Source organism: Paeniglutamicibacter sp. Y32M11, from assembly GCF_019285735.1.
Lineage (GTDB): Bacteria > Actinomycetota > Actinomycetes > Actinomycetales > Micrococcaceae > Paeniglutamicibacter.
This window is the reverse complement of record NZ_CP079107.1, coordinates 3,958,548-3,975,515: the sequence shown is the minus strand read 5'-3', so window position 1 is coordinate 3,975,515 and position 16,968 is coordinate 3,958,548. Positions and strand designations below refer to the sequence as shown.

Annotated in this window: 14 protein-coding genes; 7 read left to right on the top strand and 7 right to left on the bottom strand. The window is 62.7% G+C overall.

Annotation, left to right across the window (positions count from 1 at the left end; genetic code table 11):
• Nucleotides 1-61: 61 nt before the first annotated feature.
• Both KUF55_RS17655 and KUF55_RS17650 read right to left on the bottom strand, forming a co-directional pair.
• Nucleotides 62-568, bottom strand: coding sequence for an FBP domain-containing protein (locus tag KUF55_RS17655; RefSeq protein ID WP_255557149.1), 507 nt, complete (start codon nucleotides 566-568; stop codon nucleotides 62-64).
• A 268-nt stretch (nucleotides 569-836) separates the two neighbouring features.
• The gene (locus tag KUF55_RS17650) at nucleotides 837-1,655 is read right to left on the bottom strand and encodes an SUMF1/EgtB/PvdO family nonheme iron enzyme (protein ID WP_255557148.1); all 819 of its coding nucleotides are present in this window, start codon (nucleotides 1,653-1,655) and stop codon (nucleotides 837-839) included.
• A gap of 366 nt (nucleotides 1,656-2,021) precedes the next feature.
• On the opposite strand from KUF55_RS17650, the gene KUF55_RS17645 reads away from it, so the two are divergent.
• A complete protein-coding gene (locus KUF55_RS17645; RefSeq protein WP_218817492.1) occupies nucleotides 2,022-2,438 on the top strand; it encodes a hypothetical protein in 417 nt (138 codons plus the stop codon).
• Between the two features lie 36 nt (nucleotides 2,439-2,474).
• On the opposite strand, the gene KUF55_RS17640 is transcribed toward KUF55_RS17645, so the two are convergent.
• Nucleotides 2,475-3,374, bottom strand: a complete 900-nt coding sequence (locus KUF55_RS17640; RefSeq protein ID WP_132360604.1) for a LysR family transcriptional regulator — start codon at nucleotides 3,372-3,374, stop codon at nucleotides 2,475-2,477.
• Nucleotides 3,375-3,459: 85 nt separating this feature from the next.
• Between KUF55_RS17640 and KUF55_RS17635 the strand changes: the two genes are divergently transcribed.
• Nucleotides 3,460-4,380, top strand: coding sequence for a DMT family transporter (locus KUF55_RS17635; RefSeq protein ID WP_255557147.1), 921 nt, complete (start codon nucleotides 3,460-3,462; stop codon nucleotides 4,378-4,380).
• Between the two features lie 86 nt (nucleotides 4,381-4,466).
• Here the strand turns inward: KUF55_RS17635 and KUF55_RS17630 are convergent, their stop codons facing one another.
• From KUF55_RS17630 to KUF55_RS17615, 4 genes are all read right to left on the bottom strand, one after another.
• Complete coding sequence (locus KUF55_RS17630; protein ID WP_218817491.1) at nucleotides 4,467-4,949, bottom strand: MarR family winged helix-turn-helix transcriptional regulator; 483 nt, start codon at nucleotides 4,947-4,949, stop codon at nucleotides 4,467-4,469.
• Between the two features lie 2 nt (nucleotides 4,950-4,951).
• Nucleotides 4,952-6,613, bottom strand: a complete 1,662-nt coding sequence (locus KUF55_RS17625) for an MDR family MFS transporter (protein WP_218818853.1) — start codon at nucleotides 6,611-6,613, stop codon at nucleotides 4,952-4,954.
• A 242-nt stretch (nucleotides 6,614-6,855) separates the two neighbouring features.
• On the bottom strand, nucleotides 6,856-8,325 hold the full coding sequence (locus KUF55_RS17620) for an MFS transporter (RefSeq protein ID WP_255557146.1): 1,470 nt from the start codon (nucleotides 8,323-8,325) through the stop codon (nucleotides 6,856-6,858).
• 82 nt (nucleotides 8,326-8,407) lie between these two features.
• Nucleotides 8,408-9,643 (bottom strand): amidohydrolase, encoded by a 1,236-nt coding sequence (locus KUF55_RS17615; protein WP_218817490.1) that lies wholly within the window; start codon nucleotides 9,641-9,643, stop codon nucleotides 8,408-8,410.
• Between the two features lie 377 nt (nucleotides 9,644-10,020).
• Here KUF55_RS17615 and KUF55_RS17610 point away from each other — a divergent pair, with 377 nt between their 5' ends.
• The 5 genes from KUF55_RS17610 (at nucleotide 10,021) to KUF55_RS17590 (ending at nucleotide 16,930) form a co-directional block, all read left to right on the top strand.
• Nucleotides 10,021-10,728, top strand: a complete 708-nt coding sequence (locus KUF55_RS17610) for a FadR/GntR family transcriptional regulator (RefSeq protein WP_218817489.1) — start codon at nucleotides 10,021-10,023, stop codon at nucleotides 10,726-10,728.
• Nucleotides 10,725-11,690 (top strand): asparaginase, encoded by a 966-nt coding sequence (locus KUF55_RS17605; protein WP_218817488.1) that lies wholly within the window; start codon nucleotides 10,725-10,727, stop codon nucleotides 11,688-11,690. The genes KUF55_RS17610 and KUF55_RS17605 overlap by 4 nt, the downstream gene beginning before the upstream one ends.
• A gap of 111 nt (nucleotides 11,691-11,801) precedes the next feature.
• On the top strand, nucleotides 11,802-13,235 hold the full coding sequence (locus tag KUF55_RS17600; protein ID WP_132360593.1) for an aspartate ammonia-lyase: 1,434 nt from the start codon (nucleotides 11,802-11,804) through the stop codon (nucleotides 13,233-13,235).
• 93 nt (nucleotides 13,236-13,328) lie between these two features.
• Nucleotides 13,329-14,846, top strand: a complete 1,518-nt coding sequence (locus KUF55_RS17595) for an amino acid permease (protein ID WP_218817487.1) — start codon at nucleotides 13,329-13,331, stop codon at nucleotides 14,844-14,846.
• Nucleotides 14,847-15,196: 350 nt separating this feature from the next.
• The gene (locus tag KUF55_RS17590; RefSeq protein WP_218817486.1) at nucleotides 15,197-16,930 is read left to right on the top strand and encodes an ABC transporter ATP-binding protein; all 1,734 of its coding nucleotides are present in this window, start codon (nucleotides 15,197-15,199) and stop codon (nucleotides 16,928-16,930) included.
• Nucleotides 16,931-16,968: the final 38 nt, after the last annotated feature.

Sequence of the window (16,968 nt, the reverse complement as noted above, 5' to 3'; positions counted from 1 at the left end):
CAGCGTGGCACGCTGGCGAGGGAAAGGCCGGGGCGGCTTGCTTGTTTCAGTAAGGCGGCGCCTATTTTCCGTCGTGCACGCGCTGGATGAAGCTCTGCACGTGATCTTGGAGCACCTTGATGCGTCGTTCCATCTCGGCCTCACGGTCAAAGCCGATGTAGGGAAGGGACTGCATGGTGCGCACATTAAAGGAACATTCGAAGTTGGCGCAGAGCAACATACCGATGCTGTCACCGTCGCGCCCGGCCTGGCCACCTGCCTTGGCGTTGAAGAAGACCACGTCATTGGGCAGGTTGACGTCCTCGCACCACGAGCATTGGGCGCGGTTTCGAATTTTGCCATCGGCCTTGCGAAGCATGATTCCCACGCGGAGATCTTCGACCACGCTGATGATGTATCCGACCTGGGGAAGTTTGGGATCTCGCCAGCCCAGGAAGTCAATATTTTCCCACGTGATGGTATCGAAATTGGCTGGCAGGGTGAGAGCTTTGCGTTCGCGAAGCGAGGCGTTGATGAAGGAGGATCGAATGAGATTTTCGGTCAGCGGAAGCATGAAAAATGATGCCAATCTGTCGGTATCCCTCAGGGCGCACGGCGGGCATGAGGGAAGAAATTCGGGTGGGGAAGCACAGCGGAACTAGAAGTCCAGATCGTGTTTGATCTCGCTGGCTATCGATGCGCCGAGTCAGGGCGCGGAAGGTCACCGGAAAACGACAGCGTTATCTCGAGCCGGCAGAAAATACGCCGGCTACCTCCAAGCGCCACGCGGGCAGGTTAGATGAGATTAAACGGGTCATGGAAAAAGTATACCCAGTGATGAAACCGGGCCTGCGGGCCTAGCGGTCGTTCAGTAGGCTCCGCAGTGGGGTCCAGCCCATGGGCAGTGGTCCGCGAATATCTGCCCGCAGCCGGTCAGCGGCCGCCGACCATCCCTGTGCAGCATTCTGGCCGGGCGCGCCAACAGCGCCCCGGGCCACCCGAAATCCGACGTCTTCGAGGATGGCATCCGGTGCGCTGCCACGACGTACCGAGGCACGGGCGCTGTATGGGGCATCGGCCCAACCGCCTCCGCGCAGCGAACGGTAGGAACCGTAGCGCGCAACATCGGCATAATCCCAGCACCATTCCCACAGATTCCCGATCATGTCGTAGAGTCCGAAGTCATTTGGTGCCTTGCGGCCCACCGGCTGTGGGCCGCCCACCTGATCGACTTTGGTCCACGCGATCTCGGCCAGCGCGCCATAGGTAGGCGTGGTGGTCCGGGCGCGGCACGCCCACTCCCATTCGGCCTCCGTGGGAAGGCGGTACCCGTTAGCCGACACGTCCCAGCTGACGGTGGTGCCATTGAAGGTGTAAGCGGGGGAGAATCCCGCGAACTGCGAAGCCTTGTTGCACCAGCGCACGGCATCAAAAAAGGTGACGGGATGAACGGGTATCTCCGTTTCGGAGCGCTCGGGTCCTAATTCTCCGCAGAGATGTGCCCATTGCCCGCGAGTGATTTGGGTCGCCGACATGAGGAATTCCGCTAATTCCACGTCGCGCACAGAGTTGGTCCTGGCATTACGCATCGTGATAGTTCCCGCCGGAACCGGCTTCATTGGCACATGAATGTCATCGCCTCCTGCCTGCGAAACTGGTTCAAAATCAGAGTTCATGCTTCCAGTCTTATCGATGACTCCGACCAAAACCACAACGGAGGAGCCAGATGAGGTGGAGGTCGATGTCTCCATCCGTCATATAGGGCGACGGCGACCCGTTGACAGGGTGATTTGAGGGGTGAATTTGCGGCTTTCCGGGAGTCGCCGCGTATATCAATCACTTTATCCAAGTGATTGATTATATGATGGTGTGAGCTCAAATTACACCCTGCATCAAATATGAGGAGTCATGCTGCATCCCAGGGGCAAGCAATTTCAGAGGTTGGGACGGATTATGCCCTGCCTGCGATCACTGCGAGGATCTTCCCGTGGCCGTTGGCGCATCGTGACCGAACAACCGAGGAACCTGCGGGGCGTGATTTCATGGTGAACTGGGTCCGCGTTAACGGTTTTGGCATGATGTGGACGGCGGCCATCACTTTCACCATTTTCATCGCCATTAGCAACAACGGCGCGGGTGGATTGGCGAAGTACCGGATGCTTAACTCCGTGCTTCTGGTGTCCTTTAGCTTCGTCCTGCTCACAGCGCTGTTCAGTGCCCTCGCCGCTAAATGCCTGAAGCTGGCCACCTGCTCGGCATGCATGATTGCCGTCGGGTTGGCATGGCTCTTTTCCGCTCCGCTGGCTGCACTGATTAATACCGGAGGAAACCTCGGCGATACCTTCGAACTGATTCCTGGTGACTGGTTATGGGCCGTGGTGCCGGTGGTGATTTATGCCTTGTTGATAGTGCGGGGCAAATTGCGCAGTCCCAGAAATCCGCCGGTGGCCTCGACCTGATCTCGAAGATACGACAGCCCAGAAGAAACGCCGCCGCTAGCTTTGGCGGAGGCGTTCGAGTACTAGTCCCAGGGCGGGCCAGTTACTGCGACCACGTCGGGTTCGCGCATAGGCGCGCAATCGAAGATCTGGATTGCGCAACGGCAGGATTGTGAGCCCCGCGCGTATCGGGCGATTCTCGGGTAGTAGGCCCACGCCGAGCCCGGCAAGAATCAGGTCCTCAACCAGATCCAGGCTGTCGGACTTGTGGCTCATTGTTGGCTCAAAACCGGCCATTGAAGCAAGTAAGCGGAGAACATTTTCGTCGGCGATGTTGCGCGAATTGCCGATCCATTGGTGGTGCCGGAAAGCGGAAAAAACCTCGATGGCATCGACCTCCCGGCCGATGCCGATGAACTTCTCCGCGTCCGCGGTAGGCACCCCCAACCCCCATGGTGCGCTCCACAGCGCCAGGGTTTCCACGTCGCTCTCGACCGGGTCGGGGGAGAGGTTGTAGTCGTAGGTCAGGGCCAGGTCGATCCCGTCCACGGCCAGTTGGTTCATGGCCTCGCCAGGTTCGTGTTCCAGCACCACGATGCCTAGTTGCGGGTGCCGCAGGGCCAGATCTTCGATGATGGGCATCAATGTCGCGCGGATCGCCGTGGCGAAGCCGGCCACGCGTAATGTCCCCGTTGGCTCGGCCCGGGGATCAAGGTCTAGGCGTGCTGCCTCCACGGCGACCAGAATGCTCTGCGCGTGTTCGGCAAGTCGGCGCCCGGCGGGAGTCAGCCGAACCCCGCGACCGTCGGGTTCCAGGAGGCGCACGCCGGCTTCCCGGGAGAGCTGGGCGATCTGCTGAGAAACGCTGGAGGTGGTGGTGCCCAACAGATCGGCAACCGCTCGCATCGATCCCATGCGGGAGAGCTCATAGAGATACTGCAGTCGACGCGTTTCCATGAACTCAATTGTGCAGGATTCGTGAACAATATGTTGATAATTCTCGCGTGGACGTGGATGACAGACCTCGTCTTTACTTGGAAACATGAGTACAACCCCCGCCCTTGTGAAAAACACGGCCCCCGTTGGATCGATGATGGCTTTCGGTGCGATGGCATGTGTCCAGCTGGGCCTTGCCGCATCCCTCAAACTCGCCGATGACATGGGGCCGACGGGAGTCGCCTGGCTGCGCCTGGCTTGGGCGGCCATCATCTTGGTGGTCATCGCTCGCCCCTGGCGACTTCGCTTTAGCCGCTCGATATTGGGGATCTGTGTCTTACTGGGCCTTGCCACCGCCGGGATGACCCTCGGTTTTATGTTGGCGATCGAACGCATTCCGATGGGTACTGCCAGCGCGCTGGAGTTTTTGGGCCCACTGTCCATCGCCGTAATTCAGGGTAGGGGTGCGGGGCGTTGGTGGGCGCTGGTGGCAGCCGCCGGGGTTTTGGGGCTGACCGAGCCCTGGCACGGCGCAACGGATATGACGGGCGTACTTTTTGCCCTGGGGTCCGCCGTCTGCTGGGCCGTATACGTTGTGCTGACGCAGCGTGCCGGCGACGCGGTGGATGGCATCGGCGCGCTGGCGATTTCCATGCCGGTGGCGGCGGTGGCAGCAACCTTTGTGGTGGGGCCATCGGTTGTCGCTGAGCTGGACCTGCGGCTGATTCTGTTCGGATTTGGCATCGCGCTCTTACTGCCGGTGATCCCCTTCAGCCTGGAAATGCTCGCACTACGCAAACTCAGCGCCTCGGCGTTCGGGACACTCATGTGCTTGGAGCCAGCCATCGCCTTGGTGGTCGGGTTGGTATTTATGCACCAAGTGCCGCGTCCCCTCGCCGTGGTGGGCATCGTGCTGGTCATTCTGGCCGGGATTGGGGCGACACGAACGGGCGAAAGGACCCGGCCTGCTGCCGATCAACGCTCCGCGGACGCCGAGGAACCGCTGGCTTCGGGGATCAGCAGCTGATCCCCGAAGGGTGATTTTAGCGCGATGGCTCCGTTTCAAACTCACCGTGAGTTTGAAACGGAGCCATCGCGTATTCCAGAGGTCTGCTAGCTTTTCGAGGAGTTGAGCTTCGCTAAAAGATCGGCGAAACGACGCACTTCCTCGGTGCCCCATTCGGACAGACGATCCTGGAGCATTCGGCGGTCACCGGCCAGCATGATATCCATCCGCTGGCGCCCCTCGGTGGTCATGCTGACCAACTGTGCGCGCCCGTCTTCGGGGTTCATGCGCCGTTCGGCAAGTCCCAAACACTCCAGGCTCTTGATGGTCCGGCTCATCATTGCCTTGTCGATCTCCATCTGTTCGGCCAAGAAGCCCTGTTGCTTGGCTCCGGAGCGAACCAGCAGCGTGAGGACTTTAAAGCCCATCATCGATAATTGCGGATCAATCGCCGCGGCCCGGGTCTTCAGGCTGTTCTTCGCGTTGACCATCAGAATGCCGAATTGCCGCTCGACTTCGTCAACCACTTCCCAATGAATCGGATCACCAGTGCCGGTGGAGGATACGACGGGCGCGGCCGCGCTGTGCATGCTTACTTCCGAATCGAAGGATTCTCGTTGGTTGTCTGCGGGGTTGCTGCTATGGCAGCCTCGCTGACCTCCACGAGGTTTTCCTCCGCCTCGATCAACGCGGACTTCTCGCCGGCTTCCGCAGCCTCGGCAGTTGCCCGCTCGTGGCGAGTCTGGCTGCTCAACTCCAGGTTTGGAAGGAAAACAATAGCGAGGATGGTCAGGATGCTCAGCGGGGCCGCCACAATAAAGACGTAGGCGACGGCATCGCCGTAGGAGGCCTCGATGATGGTGCGCACCGAGTCGGGCAGGGAATGAACGGCGGGGATGTTCCCGGAAGCCAGCGAGGTGGCCAGGTCCTTGCCCTTTTCGCCGAGCCCGGCAATGGCGGCGCCCAGTTCGGCGCTCTTGGCGGCCATTAGATCCGCGACCTTGGTGGCCATTAGGGCCCCGAGGACCGAGACTCCGACGGTACCGCCCAAGGAACGGAAGAAGGCGATGCCGGAGGAGGCCACGCCGATTTCGGCCGGTGTCACCGCGTTCTGGACGATCAGCACCAGGTTCTGCATGACCATGCCTAGGCCAGCGCCGAGGAGGAACATGTAGACGGAAACCAGGACGAAGTTGGTGTCGTAGTGGATGGTGCCCAGCAGGTAGAGTCCGGCGAGCTGCAGCACCGAGCCGATGACCATGATGGCCTTCCACTTGCCGTGCTTCGAGATCATGGCGCCGGCAATGGTGGAGACGATGAGCAGGCCGGCCATCATCGGGATGGTCATTAAGCCGGACTGGGTGGCGTTAGCGCCACGAGCCAGCTGCATGTACTGGGCCAGGAAGACCGAGGTGCCGAACATCGACACGCCCACGGAGATCGAGGCAACCACCGAGAGGGTGAAGGTACGGTTTTTGAACATGCTCAGCGGGATGATCGGCTCGGTGGCCTTGAGCTCGACGATGACGAAGGCAATCAACGCGATCAGTGCGCCACCGACCATCCATGCGGACGTCGGTGAGGCCCATTCGAAGTCCTTGCCGGCCAGGGAAACCCAGATCAACAGCGAGGAGACACCTGCGGAGAGTAAGACGATGCCCGCGTAGTCGATCGATACCTTGCGCTTGGCCTGAGCCGGAAGGTGAAGCGTTTTCTGGATCAGGACGATGGCGATGGCGGCGAAGGGCAAAGCGATAAAGAAGTTCCAGCGCCAGTTGATGGCGTCGGTGATGAATCCACCGATCAGCGGTCCGCCGACGGTGCCAAGGGCCATGACGGCGCCGAAGAGGCCCATGTACTTGCCGCGTTCACGCGGGGAGATGATGTCGGCCATGACGATCTGGGTCAGCGCGGTTAATCCGCCGGCGCCCAGGCCCTGGAACACGCGCATGGTGATGAGCATGTTGGTGTCCTGCGAGAACCCGGCGATGGCCGAGGCGACGACAAAGACCAACAAGGAGAGCTGCAATAGCAGCTTGCGGTTGGCTAGGTCCGCTAGTTTGCCCCAGATGGGGGTCGAGATGGTGGTGGCCAGCAGTGTCGCCGTGACAACCCACGTGTAGGAGGTCTGGTCACCGCGTAAATCGGAAACGATGACCGGAAGCGAGGTGGACACGACGGTGCCGGCAAGGATCGAGACGAACATGCCCATGAGCAGGCCCGTGAGTGATTGCATCACTTGGCGGTGGGTCATGCCCGATTCGGACAACGTCGGCTCCGCCTTGAGGGTGGATGACTGGGACAAAACGGGACTCCAAAGAACGACAGGAATATGGTTGATTGAAATCAACTATATTCAATTGGTTGCTAAAGTGCAACCAATTTTGCTGTGATCTGGAGCTCCCCCTCTTGCCGCTAAGGCACACGCTGGCACACAAAAGGGCCGGAACAAGGTCATGTCCCGGCCCCCGACGCCCGCCTGCGGCGGGATGATGGTTAGTTGCCGAACGCTGGGGGAGCGACGTCGTGCGGTTCCTTCGGTTCGGCCGCCGGTGCCCGGTCCTTGGGCTCGGACGGGACGGTGACGATGATCGCGGCGATCGCGATGACCACCATGAGTACGTTGAACAACAGGCCGATGGCCCCGCCGAAGCGCAGTGCCACGTTGTCCTGCCGGCCGACGAATAGGCCCCAGGAGGAGATGAGTTCCGGGTTGACCGCTTGGCCCGCGACGTAAAGCGCGGCCGAGATGGCGACGCCGATCGCGTTGCCCAGCGAGGAAGCCATCTTGTAGATGCCCGAGGCGGCACCCACCTGGGCGTCCGGAACATTGGAGAGCGCGGCGTCGGTGGACGGGGTGGCATAGAAGCCCAGCCCGACGCCGAGGAGGGTGAAGCCGATGACGGAGAGCACGATGTACTGGTCGATGTATAGGAACGTCATCGAGCACATCAAGATGCCGACGCCGGTGATCATCGAACCCCAGAGCATCGGCTTTTTCGGTCCGAAGCGCTGCAGCAGCTTTTCGCCCACGCGGATGGTGGCCAGGATCGCGATGAGGTAGCCCAGGGTCAGTAGGCCCGATTGCAGCGAGGACATCCCCGCGGCGATCTGCACCAGGCCCAGCGAGACGATCAGCGTGCCGGCGGCGCCGTTAAGCAGGAAGTTGGACAGCGTGGCGCCGGTGAAGGTGCCGTTGGCAAAGAGCTTCAGGTTCACGAACGCGCCGGCCCGGTGCGTCTCGATGTACAGGAAGATCAGTCCCGAGACCGCGGTCAGGGCAATGAGGCCCAGGCCGCCGAGGCTCAGCCAGCCCAGCACCGCGCCCTGGGAGATGTAGATGTTGATGGAGACCAGCAGCACGATGAAGGCGGCGAGCCCACCCCAGTCGAAGCCCTGCTGCTTGGCGGCCGGATCGATGGCGGCCTTCGACTCGGGGGTGCCGCGCAACAGCCACAGCGCCACGACCGACAGGACCACCGAGATCCAGAAGATGGAGCGCCAGCCCAGCGCGCTGGTGGCCATCAGCCCGCCGAAGAGCGAGCAGAAGCCCGAGCCGCCCCAGGAGCCGATCGACCAGAAGGACAGGGCACGCTGGCGTGCCTTGCCCTCGTAGAAGGTCTTCACCAGCGCCATCGAGGAGGGCATGATGCAGGCGGCGGACAGGCCCTGGATCACGCGTCCGCCCAGCAGCATGCCACTGGTCAGCGACCCCAGGTTTTCCGGGGTTAGCGCGATCAGCAGCGAACCGGTGATGGAGAGCCAGATGCCGGCGTAGAGGATCTTGACCCGGCCGAGCCTGTCGGCCAGGCCGCCGGCGACGACGATGAAGATTCCGGAGAACAGCGAAGTGATGGACACCGCGAGGTTTGCCAGCGTCTCCTCCACGCCGAGCTGGCCACGGATGCCGGGGATGACATTGAGCAGGGTCTGGGCGAAGAGCCAGAAGTTGATGACTGCCAGCACGATGCCCAGCAGCCATTTGTCGGTGGGCTTCCAGGCCGTGGCGGCGGGTGCGTTGGCTGTGATTCCCCTGGTCTAGCCTTCCTTAGCTCTCTTGATTTTTGCCCAGGTAGGCCAGGGCTGCGAGAATCTGGGTGCGGGTGGCGGTCTCCAGGGTCGGGTCGATGGCCGGGGCGAAGAAGGGGGAGTGGTTGGCCGGGATGTCGGCCGAGACGGTGCCGTTGGCCACGGCCTTGCGGTAGGTGTCGGCCGGGATGCAGCCAACGGTCCAGTACGTGTAAGGGATGCCGAATGCGTCGGGGATGGTGCTGAAGTCCTCGGAGGCGGTGGCCGGGGTGGCCTGGTAGACCTGTCCGTCGGGGAAGTGCTCGGCGAAGGCCTGGGTGACGGTTTTATTGACGTCTGCATCGTTGCTGGTGAGCGGGAACTGGTCGTAGTACTGGAACTCGGGTTCCTTCGGGGAGCCGGCCGCGGCGCATTCCCCGCGGACGATCCGCTCGATGGAGGCCATCACGTGCTTGCGCAACTCGGTGTCGTAGGTGCGGATGTTCAGGCGCAGCTCGGCCTTGGCCGGAATGATGTTTGCCGCGGTCCCGGCATTGGAGGAACCGACGGTGACCACCGCGAACTGCCCCGGCATGGTTTCCCGCGACACGATGGTCTGCAGCTTCAGTACGATCGACGCGGCCAGCACCACGGAGTCCACCGAGTTGTGCGGCATCGAACCGTGGGCCCCGCGGCCGTGGACCGTGATCAACAGGCTGTCCCCGGCGGAGAGGATCGGCCCTGCGGTGGTTCCCACCCGCCCTGCCTCCACGGGCATCACATGCTGGGCCAGCGCGACGTCGGGGCGCGGCACCTTGTCCACCAGGCCGTCGGCAACCATGGCCTTCGCGCCGGCGGCGGTTTCCTCGGCGGGCTGGAAGAGGGCGATGTGGGTGCCGGACCAAGCCTCGCGGTGGTCGGCCAGCACCTTCGCTGCCCCCAGCAGGGTGGCCATGTGCATGTCGTGGCCGCAGGCGTGCATGATGCCGTCCACGGTGGAGGAGTATTCCAGCCCCGTGTCCTCGGTGACCGGAAGCGCGTCGATATCGGCACGGGACAGCACCACCGGTCCCTCACCATTAGCGAGTATGCCGACCACCCCGGTGCCGCCGATGCGCTGGACCACGTAGCCCAGGGCGGCGAGCTCGGTCTCGATGCGGGCGGAGGTCTGGTGTTCCTGCAGGCCGAGTTCCGGGTTTCGGTGGAAGTGTTTATACAGTTCGCGCTGCCACTCCAACTGGCCGTCGAGGGAGTCAAAAATTGCGGAGTCAACCACGGGGAACACCTTTCCGTTCTGCCCGTGCACGGGCACTGCGGGGTGCCGTTCCCATAGCCTCGGATCCAGCTTTCAACGTATCTTCGCAAGAGATCCATTGTCCACGTCATGACGTGTTTTTCACGTGATGTTTGCTGGTCGCGGGGGTAGCTTGCATCCAATGCAGCGCGCTCTGTACGAGGCCGGAGGGGTTGCTGCCAGAGTCCGGAAGTAGCGAGCCGCCGCCCGCTACTGGCATCCGCTGGCCCGGATCTTCCCAGTCTCGGGGCTGACTTGAGGATTTATGACAGCGCGTGCGGGGTTGCGCGAGTGGGCCTTTTCGAGGCTCCTGTTCGGCGCCTTGACAGTGTTTTGTGAGGCGTGACATAGTTCAACACATGAACCTGTCAGACAGCTGGACGGCCGGACCGCAACCCATTGTCCGGGTAAGCGCGGCCGAGGCCGTCTTTAAGGCAATCCGCGACGCCATCGAGTCCGGGGAGTTGCCCGTGGGCCACAAGCTGAGCGCCGAATCGGTGCTTGCCGCAAAATTCGCCGTCAGCCGTTCGGTGGTTCGCGAGGCCCTGCGCTCCTGCGCGGCACTCGGGCTCACCGAGACACGCACCGGCAAGGGCACATTTGTCATCGCCAACCGATCGGGCGCTGACCTAGTGCTCGGGCAGTTCTCGGCACGAAGCCTGATGGAGGCCCGACCCCACATCGAGGTTCCCGCCGCAGCCCTCGCGGCGCAGCGGGCCACGGCGGAGCAGCTCGAGCAACTGCGCGGCATCATCGACGCCATGGAAATCGAAGACGACCCGGAAATGTGGGTCACCCTTGATGCTAGCTTCCACGCCACCATCGCCGCGGCCAGCGGCAATGGTGTTTTTGAACGGGTAGTTAACGACATTCGCGACGCCATGGTTAACCAGTCCGAAACTCTCAACCTCATCACCGGTCGTCAGCACCCCTCGGATGCCGAGCACCGCGCCATCTTCACCGCCATCCAAGGCGGCGACGGTGCCGCGGCGGCGCAAGCCATGTCCGCACACCTCGTGGCCGTCGACGAAGCACTCACCCAGATCCTTGGAGCAACAAAAGCATGAACCTCGCCAGCTTCCCCGCCCACACCCCGATCGCCGTGCAAACCCGCGGCGAAAAGGTTGAAAGCGTCCACTTCGGCTCACTCGTGGCCCTGGACGCGGCGGGAGAAATCGTTGTGCAGCGCGGCGAACCATCGGGCCTGATGTACCCGCGCTCGGCCCTGAAGCCGCTCTTCGCCGTCGCCATGGTGCGCGCGGGACTGGCCCTGCCGGCCGAGCAGCTGGCCCTGGCCGCCGCCAGCCATTCGGGCTCCGCCGATCATCGGGATACGGCCGCGAAGATTCTGGCCGAGGCGGGTGTTGAAGCCGCGGTACTGGGCAACTCCACCGACCTGCCCTACGGTCTGGTCGAACGTGAAGCCTGGATTCGCGAAGGCAACGGAGCCACGCAACTGGCCCAAAACTGTTCGGGAAAGCACGCGGCCATGCTGGCCACCTGTGTGCTCAACGGCTGGGACACCGCCACGTACCTACAGCACGAGCACCCGCTGCCCACCCTGATGCGTGAGGTGGTTGAGGAGCTGACCGGCGAGCCCATCACCGTGATCAGCACCGACGGCTGCGGCACCGAGGTCTTTGCCCTCTCGCTGACCGGCATGGCGCGGGCGTTCAGTGCCCTGGTCACCGCGGCCGTTGGTAGCGCCGAGCATCAGGTGGCCGCCGCCATGCGGGCCTACCCCGAGATGGTCGCCGGAGAGGGGCGCGATGTCACCGAGTTGATGCGCGCGGTGCCCGGACTGCTGGCCAAGGACGGGTTTGAAGGAATTCAGTTCATCGCCCTTGACGATGGTTCGGCCGTGGCGCTGAAAGTCGCCGATGGTTCGGACCGGGCCCGAATGCCCGCGGCCGTTCCCGCCCTTGAGGCGCTGGGTGTTAACCCCGAGCTATTAATACCGTTCAACAATCTGTCAGTGCTCGGCGGCGGCCATAACGTCGGCACTCTGTCGGGTTTGCCGCTGCCGTAGTCGCGCACCGCTCGATTCACTTCCTTACTCGGGTGCTTTTGTGCGCCCAAAAAGCTCTTACCGCCCCCGTTGTTACCGTCACCCAGCTTCGCCACCCCAAGGAGAAATCCCATGTCCGAATCCACCGCCATCTTGCAGGCTGCTGCACCTCTGGCCGTACGCAGCGAACACGATCTGATCGGCGATCGAGACATTCCCGTGGAGGCATATTGGGGCGTGCACACCTTGCGCGCCGTGGAAAACTTCCCCATCACCGGCCAGCCGCTGTCCACCAACACCCACCTGGTCACGGCGTTGGCCATGGTCAAACAGGCCGCTGCGCAGGCCAACCAGGAACTCGGACTGCTTGATGCGACCCGCGCCACCGCCATCATCGACGCCTGCCGCGAGATCATCGCCGGAAAGCTGCACGATCAGTTTGTGGTGGACGTGATCCAGGGCGGCGCCGGGACCTCCTCGAACATGAACGCCAACGAGGTCATCGCCAACCGTGCACTGGAACTCATGGGTCACGCCAAGGGCGAGTACCAGTACCTGCACCCCAATGACCACGTGAACCTCAGCCAGTCCACCAACGACGTGTACCCCACCGCCGTGCGCGTGGCCACCATCTTTGGTGCCACCTCGCTGGTCACCGCCATGGAGCACCTGGGCGCCGCCTTCGCCGCCAAGGCCGTCGAGTTCCGCACCGTGGTGAAGATGGGACGCACCCAGCTGCAGGACGCGGTCCCGATGACCCTGGGGCAGGAATTCAACGCCTACGCCGTCACCCTCGGCGAGGACCGTGCCCGCCTGGCCGAATCCACGCTGCTCATCCACGAGATCAACCTCGGCGCCACGGCGATCGGCACCGAGCTGAACGCACCGCTCGGCTACTCCGCCCTGGCCTGCACCCACCTGGCCGCGATCTCCGGATTGAAGCTGGAAACCGCCTTCGACCTGATCGAAGCCACCGCCGATGTGGGCGCGTTTGTGCACCTCTCCGGGGTGCTGAAGCGGGTTGCGGTCAAGCTCTCCAAGGTCTGCAACGACCTGCGCCTGCTCTCCTCGGGTCCGCGCGCCGGGCTGGGCGAGATCAACCTGCCCGCCGTGCAGTCGGGCTCCTCGATCATGCCCGGCAAGGTCAACCCGGTGATCCCGGAGGTCGTGAACCAGGTGGCCTACGAGGTCATCGGCAACGACGTGACCATCACGATGGCCGCCGAATCCGGGCAGCTGCAGCTGAACGCCTTTGAACCGATCATCGTGCACAGCCTGACCAAGTCGATGCGTCACCTCGAGGCCGCCTGCATCACGCTGGCCGACAAATGCATCGTGGGCATCACCGCTCACGAGGACAAGCTGCGTGCTCAGGTGGAAAACTCCATCGGTCTGGTCACCGCACTGACCACGCAGCTGGGTTACGCCGCCTCCACCAAGATCGCGCTGGAGGCCCTGTCCACCGGCCGCGGCGTGGCCGAGCTGGTCCTGGAGCACGGGTTGCTCACCGCCGCGCAGCTGAATGAGTTGCTGCGTCCCGAGCGCCTGGCCAATCTCAGCGAATAAGTTCCGCAGCACCGTTTTACCGCCAGTCCCCGTTAGATCCCGTTGAACCCCCTTTTGAGCACCTCCTAGACACTCCCCGAGAGGCACCTGCGCATGAAGAGTGATATTCCCCAAACTCGCTCCACCCCGGTCCATGACACCCCGAACTCGGCCCTGACCGCCGAAGACAAGGGCATGCACAAGGGCCTAAAATCCCGCCAGATCCAGATGATCGCGATCGGTGGGGCCATCGGCACCGGGCTGTTCATGGGTGCCGGCGGCCGCCTGGCCGGGGCGGGTCCGGCCTTGATGTTCAGCTACGCGGTCTGCGGGTTCTTCGCGTTCCTGATCCTGCGCGCCCTGGGCGAACTGGTCATCCACCGTCCCTCCTCCGGCTCCTTCGTCTCCTACGCTCGCGAGTTCTTCGGCGAGAAGGCGGCGTTTGTCACCGGTTGGCTGTACTGGTTGAACTGGGCAATGACGGCGATCGTGGATATCACCGCGATCGCGCTGTACATGAACTTCTTCGCCAAGTACGTGCCATGGATCGGCTCGGTGCCGCAATGGGTGTGGGCGCTGGCCGCGCTGCTGATCGTGTTGGGGCTGAACCTGGTCTCGGTAAAGGTCTTTGGTGAGCTCGAATTCTGGTTTGCGCTGATCAAGGTTCTCGCGCTGCTCGGGTTCTTGGCCGTGGGCATCTACTTCGTCATCTTCGGATCCCCCGTCCCCGGGCACGAGGTGGGCTTCTCGCTGATCGCCGACAACGGCGGATTCTTCCCCAACGGGCTGCTTCCGGTGGTCGTGGTGATGCAGGGTGTGGTCTTCGCCTACGCCTCGATCGAACTGATTGGCACCGCCGCGGGAGAAACACAGAACCCCGAGAAGGTCATGCCCAAGGCGATCAATACCGTGATCATCCGCATCGCGGTGTTCTACGTGGGCTCGCTGATCCTGCTCTCACTTCTCTTGCCGTACAGCGCGTACAAGGCCGGGGAATCCCCGTTCGTGACATTCTTCGGTTCCATCGGCGTCTCGGGCATGGACTCGATCATGAACCTGGTGGTGCTCACCGCCGCCATGTCATCGCTGAACGCCGGACTGTACTCCACCGGTCGTATCCTGCGCTCGATGGCGTTGGCCGGATCCGCTCCGCGCTTCACCGCCAAGCTGAACAAGCAGGGTGTGCCCTACGGTGGCATCATGCTGACCGCGGCCGTGGCAGGTCTTGGCGTGATTTTGAACGCGGTGGTTCCGGCCGATGCCTTCGAGATCGTGCTGAACATGGCGGCGTTGGGCATCATCGCCTCCTGGGGAATGATCGTGCTCTGCCAGCTGGCGCTCTACCGCCTGGCCAAGCGCGGTGAGGCGCAGCGTCCGGCCTTCCGGATGATCGGGGCACCCTATACCGGGTACCTGACCCTGGCCTTCCTGGCGGCGGTCATCGTCTTGATGGCCTTCGATTCTCCGGTGGGCACCTGGACCGTGGCATCAATCATCGTCATCATTCCGGCGCTGATGATTGGTTGGTACGCCTCGCGCGGGCGTATTAACGACATCGCGGCGGCCCGTGCCAGCGCCGACGCGCTGCACGAACGCTCCACCAGCACCATCGGTGCCCCCGAGAGCAACTAGCTCCAGGAAACTCTCTGGTAGGAAACATTCAACGCCCGCTCGCCATTTTCACGATGATCACCGTGAGAAGGGCGAGCGGGCGTTGGTGTTTTGTGCACCGGGAACCGCCGCACTCACCACCGTGCGCAACGTCGTGCTCACCGCCGTGGGGAGTCACGAACCCCCGCTACCCGCCCCTACACCAGGGGATGTAGAACCATGGGAAAGATCCTCCGTGAGGAGGGCGCAAAGCGTGGGGGATCGAGTGTAGAGTGACCATTGCCCGGCCGAAAAGCGTCGGGTGATAGGCCTTTGGGACGCCGAACCACGGTGGCCCCGAGCGGCTGAAAGAATCTTGAGGACTCGCCCCGATGCTCTTAAAACTGATACTTAGACATTCCAAACCGTACAAGTGGTGGATCGGCGCTGTGCTGTTCTTCCAGCTCGCCACCACCATTGCCACCCTGTACCTGCCCAGCCTCAACGCGCGGATCATCGATCAGGGCGTTGCGAATGGAGACACCGACTTCATCTGGCGCACCGGCGGTCTGATGCTCGGTGTGGCATTCATCCAGGTGCTCACGGCCATTGCCGCCGTCTACTTTGGTGCCAAAACGGCCATGGCCATCGGCCGGGACCTGCGCCACGCGGTCTTTGACGCCGTCACCGGATTCTCCGCACAGGATGTGAACAAGTTTGGTGCCGCCACGCTGATCACCCGCGGTACCAACGATGTGCAGCAGGTCCAGATGCTGGTGCTGATGGGCCTGAACTTCATGGTCTCGGCCCCCATCATGTGCATCGGCGGCATCATCATGGCGCTGCGCGAAGACCCGGCCCTGTCCTGGTTGGTATGGGTTTCGGTACCGGTATTGCTGGTAGTCGTTGGCACGCTGGTCATCTTCCTGATGCCGCTCTTCCGCCAAATGCAGGACCGCATCGATGGGATCAACGGGGTTTTGCGCGAGCAAATCACCGGTATCCGCGTGGTGCGTGCCTTCGTTCGCGAACCCCATGAGACCGAACGCTTTGAGGAAGCCAACGCCAAACTCACCCGAGTGGGTGTGAAGGTCGGCAATCTCTTTGTCCTGATGTTCCCACTGATCGGCATGATCCTGCACATTGCCACCGCCTCGGTGCTCTGGTTTGGTGGGCAGCGTGTGGAGAACAACGGTATGGAGATCGGTGCGCTCACCGCCTTCCTGCAATACCTGCTGCAGATCCTGATGGCCGTCATGATGGGCACGTTCATGGCCATGATGATCCCGCGTGCCATCGTCTGCGCCGAACGCATCGACGAGGTCACCACCATGGTCCCGAGCCTCACCGACCAGCACGAACACGTCCGAGACATGGATGCGCCGGGAACCGTCGAATTCCGCAACGTCACCTTCGGCTATCCCGGAGCCGAGGCGCCGGTGCTGAACAACATCTCCTTTACCGCCAAGCGCGGAGCGATGACGGCCATTATCGGCTCCACCGGCTCGGGCAAGTCCACACTGTTGAACCTGATCCCGCGGCTCTACGATGCCCGCGAGGGCCAGGTGCTGGTGGGCGGGGTCCCGGTCACGGAATTGACCCGCGCACAGCTCTCGAGCGCGGTGGCCACGGTGCCGCAGCGCCCGTACCTGTTCTCCGGCACCGTCGCTTCGAATCTGCGCTTCGGCGCCGATGAGGCCTCCGACGAGGAACTTTGGGATGCGCTGCGCACCGCCCAGGCGGAATCCTTTGTCGCGGCACGCGAGGACGGGTTGGACGGGAATATTTCCCAGGGCGGCACCAACGTCTCCGGTGGCCAGCGCCAACGCCTGTGCATCGCCCGCGCGCTGGCGGCCAAGCCGGACATCTACCTCTTTGACGACTCCTTCTCCGCATTGGACGTGGCCACCGACGCGCGGCTGCGTGCCGCGTTGAAGGAACCCACGAAGGACGCGGCGGTGATTGTTGTGGCCCAGCGCGTCTCCACCATCACCGGGGCCGATCAGATCCTGGTCCTTGACCACGGCGAGATTGTGGCGCGGGGAACCCACGAGGAACTGCTCGAATCCTCGGAGACCTACCAAGAAATTGTGACCAGCCAGCTCGCAGTGGAGGAGGTGGCCTAAATGGCACGTGCAACCAAGAAGGAAACTAGCGTCATCGC

Coding starts and splice junctions, on each gene's coding strand:
- KUF55_RS17645 (WP_218817492.1), top strand. CDS start 2,022: ATGGTGAACTGGGTCCGCGTTAACGGTTTTGGCATGATGTGGACGGCG.
- KUF55_RS17605 (WP_218817488.1), top strand. CDS start 10,725: ATGAACCTCGCCAGCTTCCCCGCCCACACCCCGATCGCCGTGCAAACC.
- KUF55_RS17600 (WP_132360593.1), top strand. CDS start 11,802: ATGTCCGAATCCACCGCCATCTTGCAGGCTGCTGCACCTCTGGCCGTA.
- KUF55_RS17630 (WP_218817491.1), bottom strand. CDS start 4,949: ATGCACAGCGCGGCCGCGCCCGTCGTATCCTCCACCGGCACTGGTGAT.
- KUF55_RS17610 (WP_218817489.1), top strand. CDS start 10,021: ATGAACCTGTCAGACAGCTGGACGGCCGGACCGCAACCCATTGTCCGG.
- KUF55_RS17625 (WP_218818853.1), bottom strand. CDS start 6,613: ATGACCCACCGCCAAGTGATGCAATCACTCACGGGCCTGCTCATGGGC.
- KUF55_RS17635 (WP_255557147.1), top strand. CDS start 3,460: ATGAGTACAACCCCCGCCCTTGTGAAAAACACGGCCCCCGTTGGATCG.
- KUF55_RS17650 (WP_255557148.1), bottom strand. CDS start 1,655: ATGAACTCTGATTTTGAACCAGTTTCGCAGGCAGGAGGCGATGACATT.
- KUF55_RS17595 (WP_218817487.1), top strand. CDS start 13,329: ATGAAGAGTGATATTCCCCAAACTCGCTCCACCCCGGTCCATGACACC.
- KUF55_RS17590 (WP_218817486.1), top strand. CDS start 15,197: ATGCTCTTAAAACTGATACTTAGACATTCCAAACCGTACAAGTGGTGG.
- KUF55_RS17640 (WP_132360604.1), bottom strand. CDS start 3,374: ATGGAAACGCGTCGACTGCAGTATCTCTATGAGCTCTCCCGCATGGGA.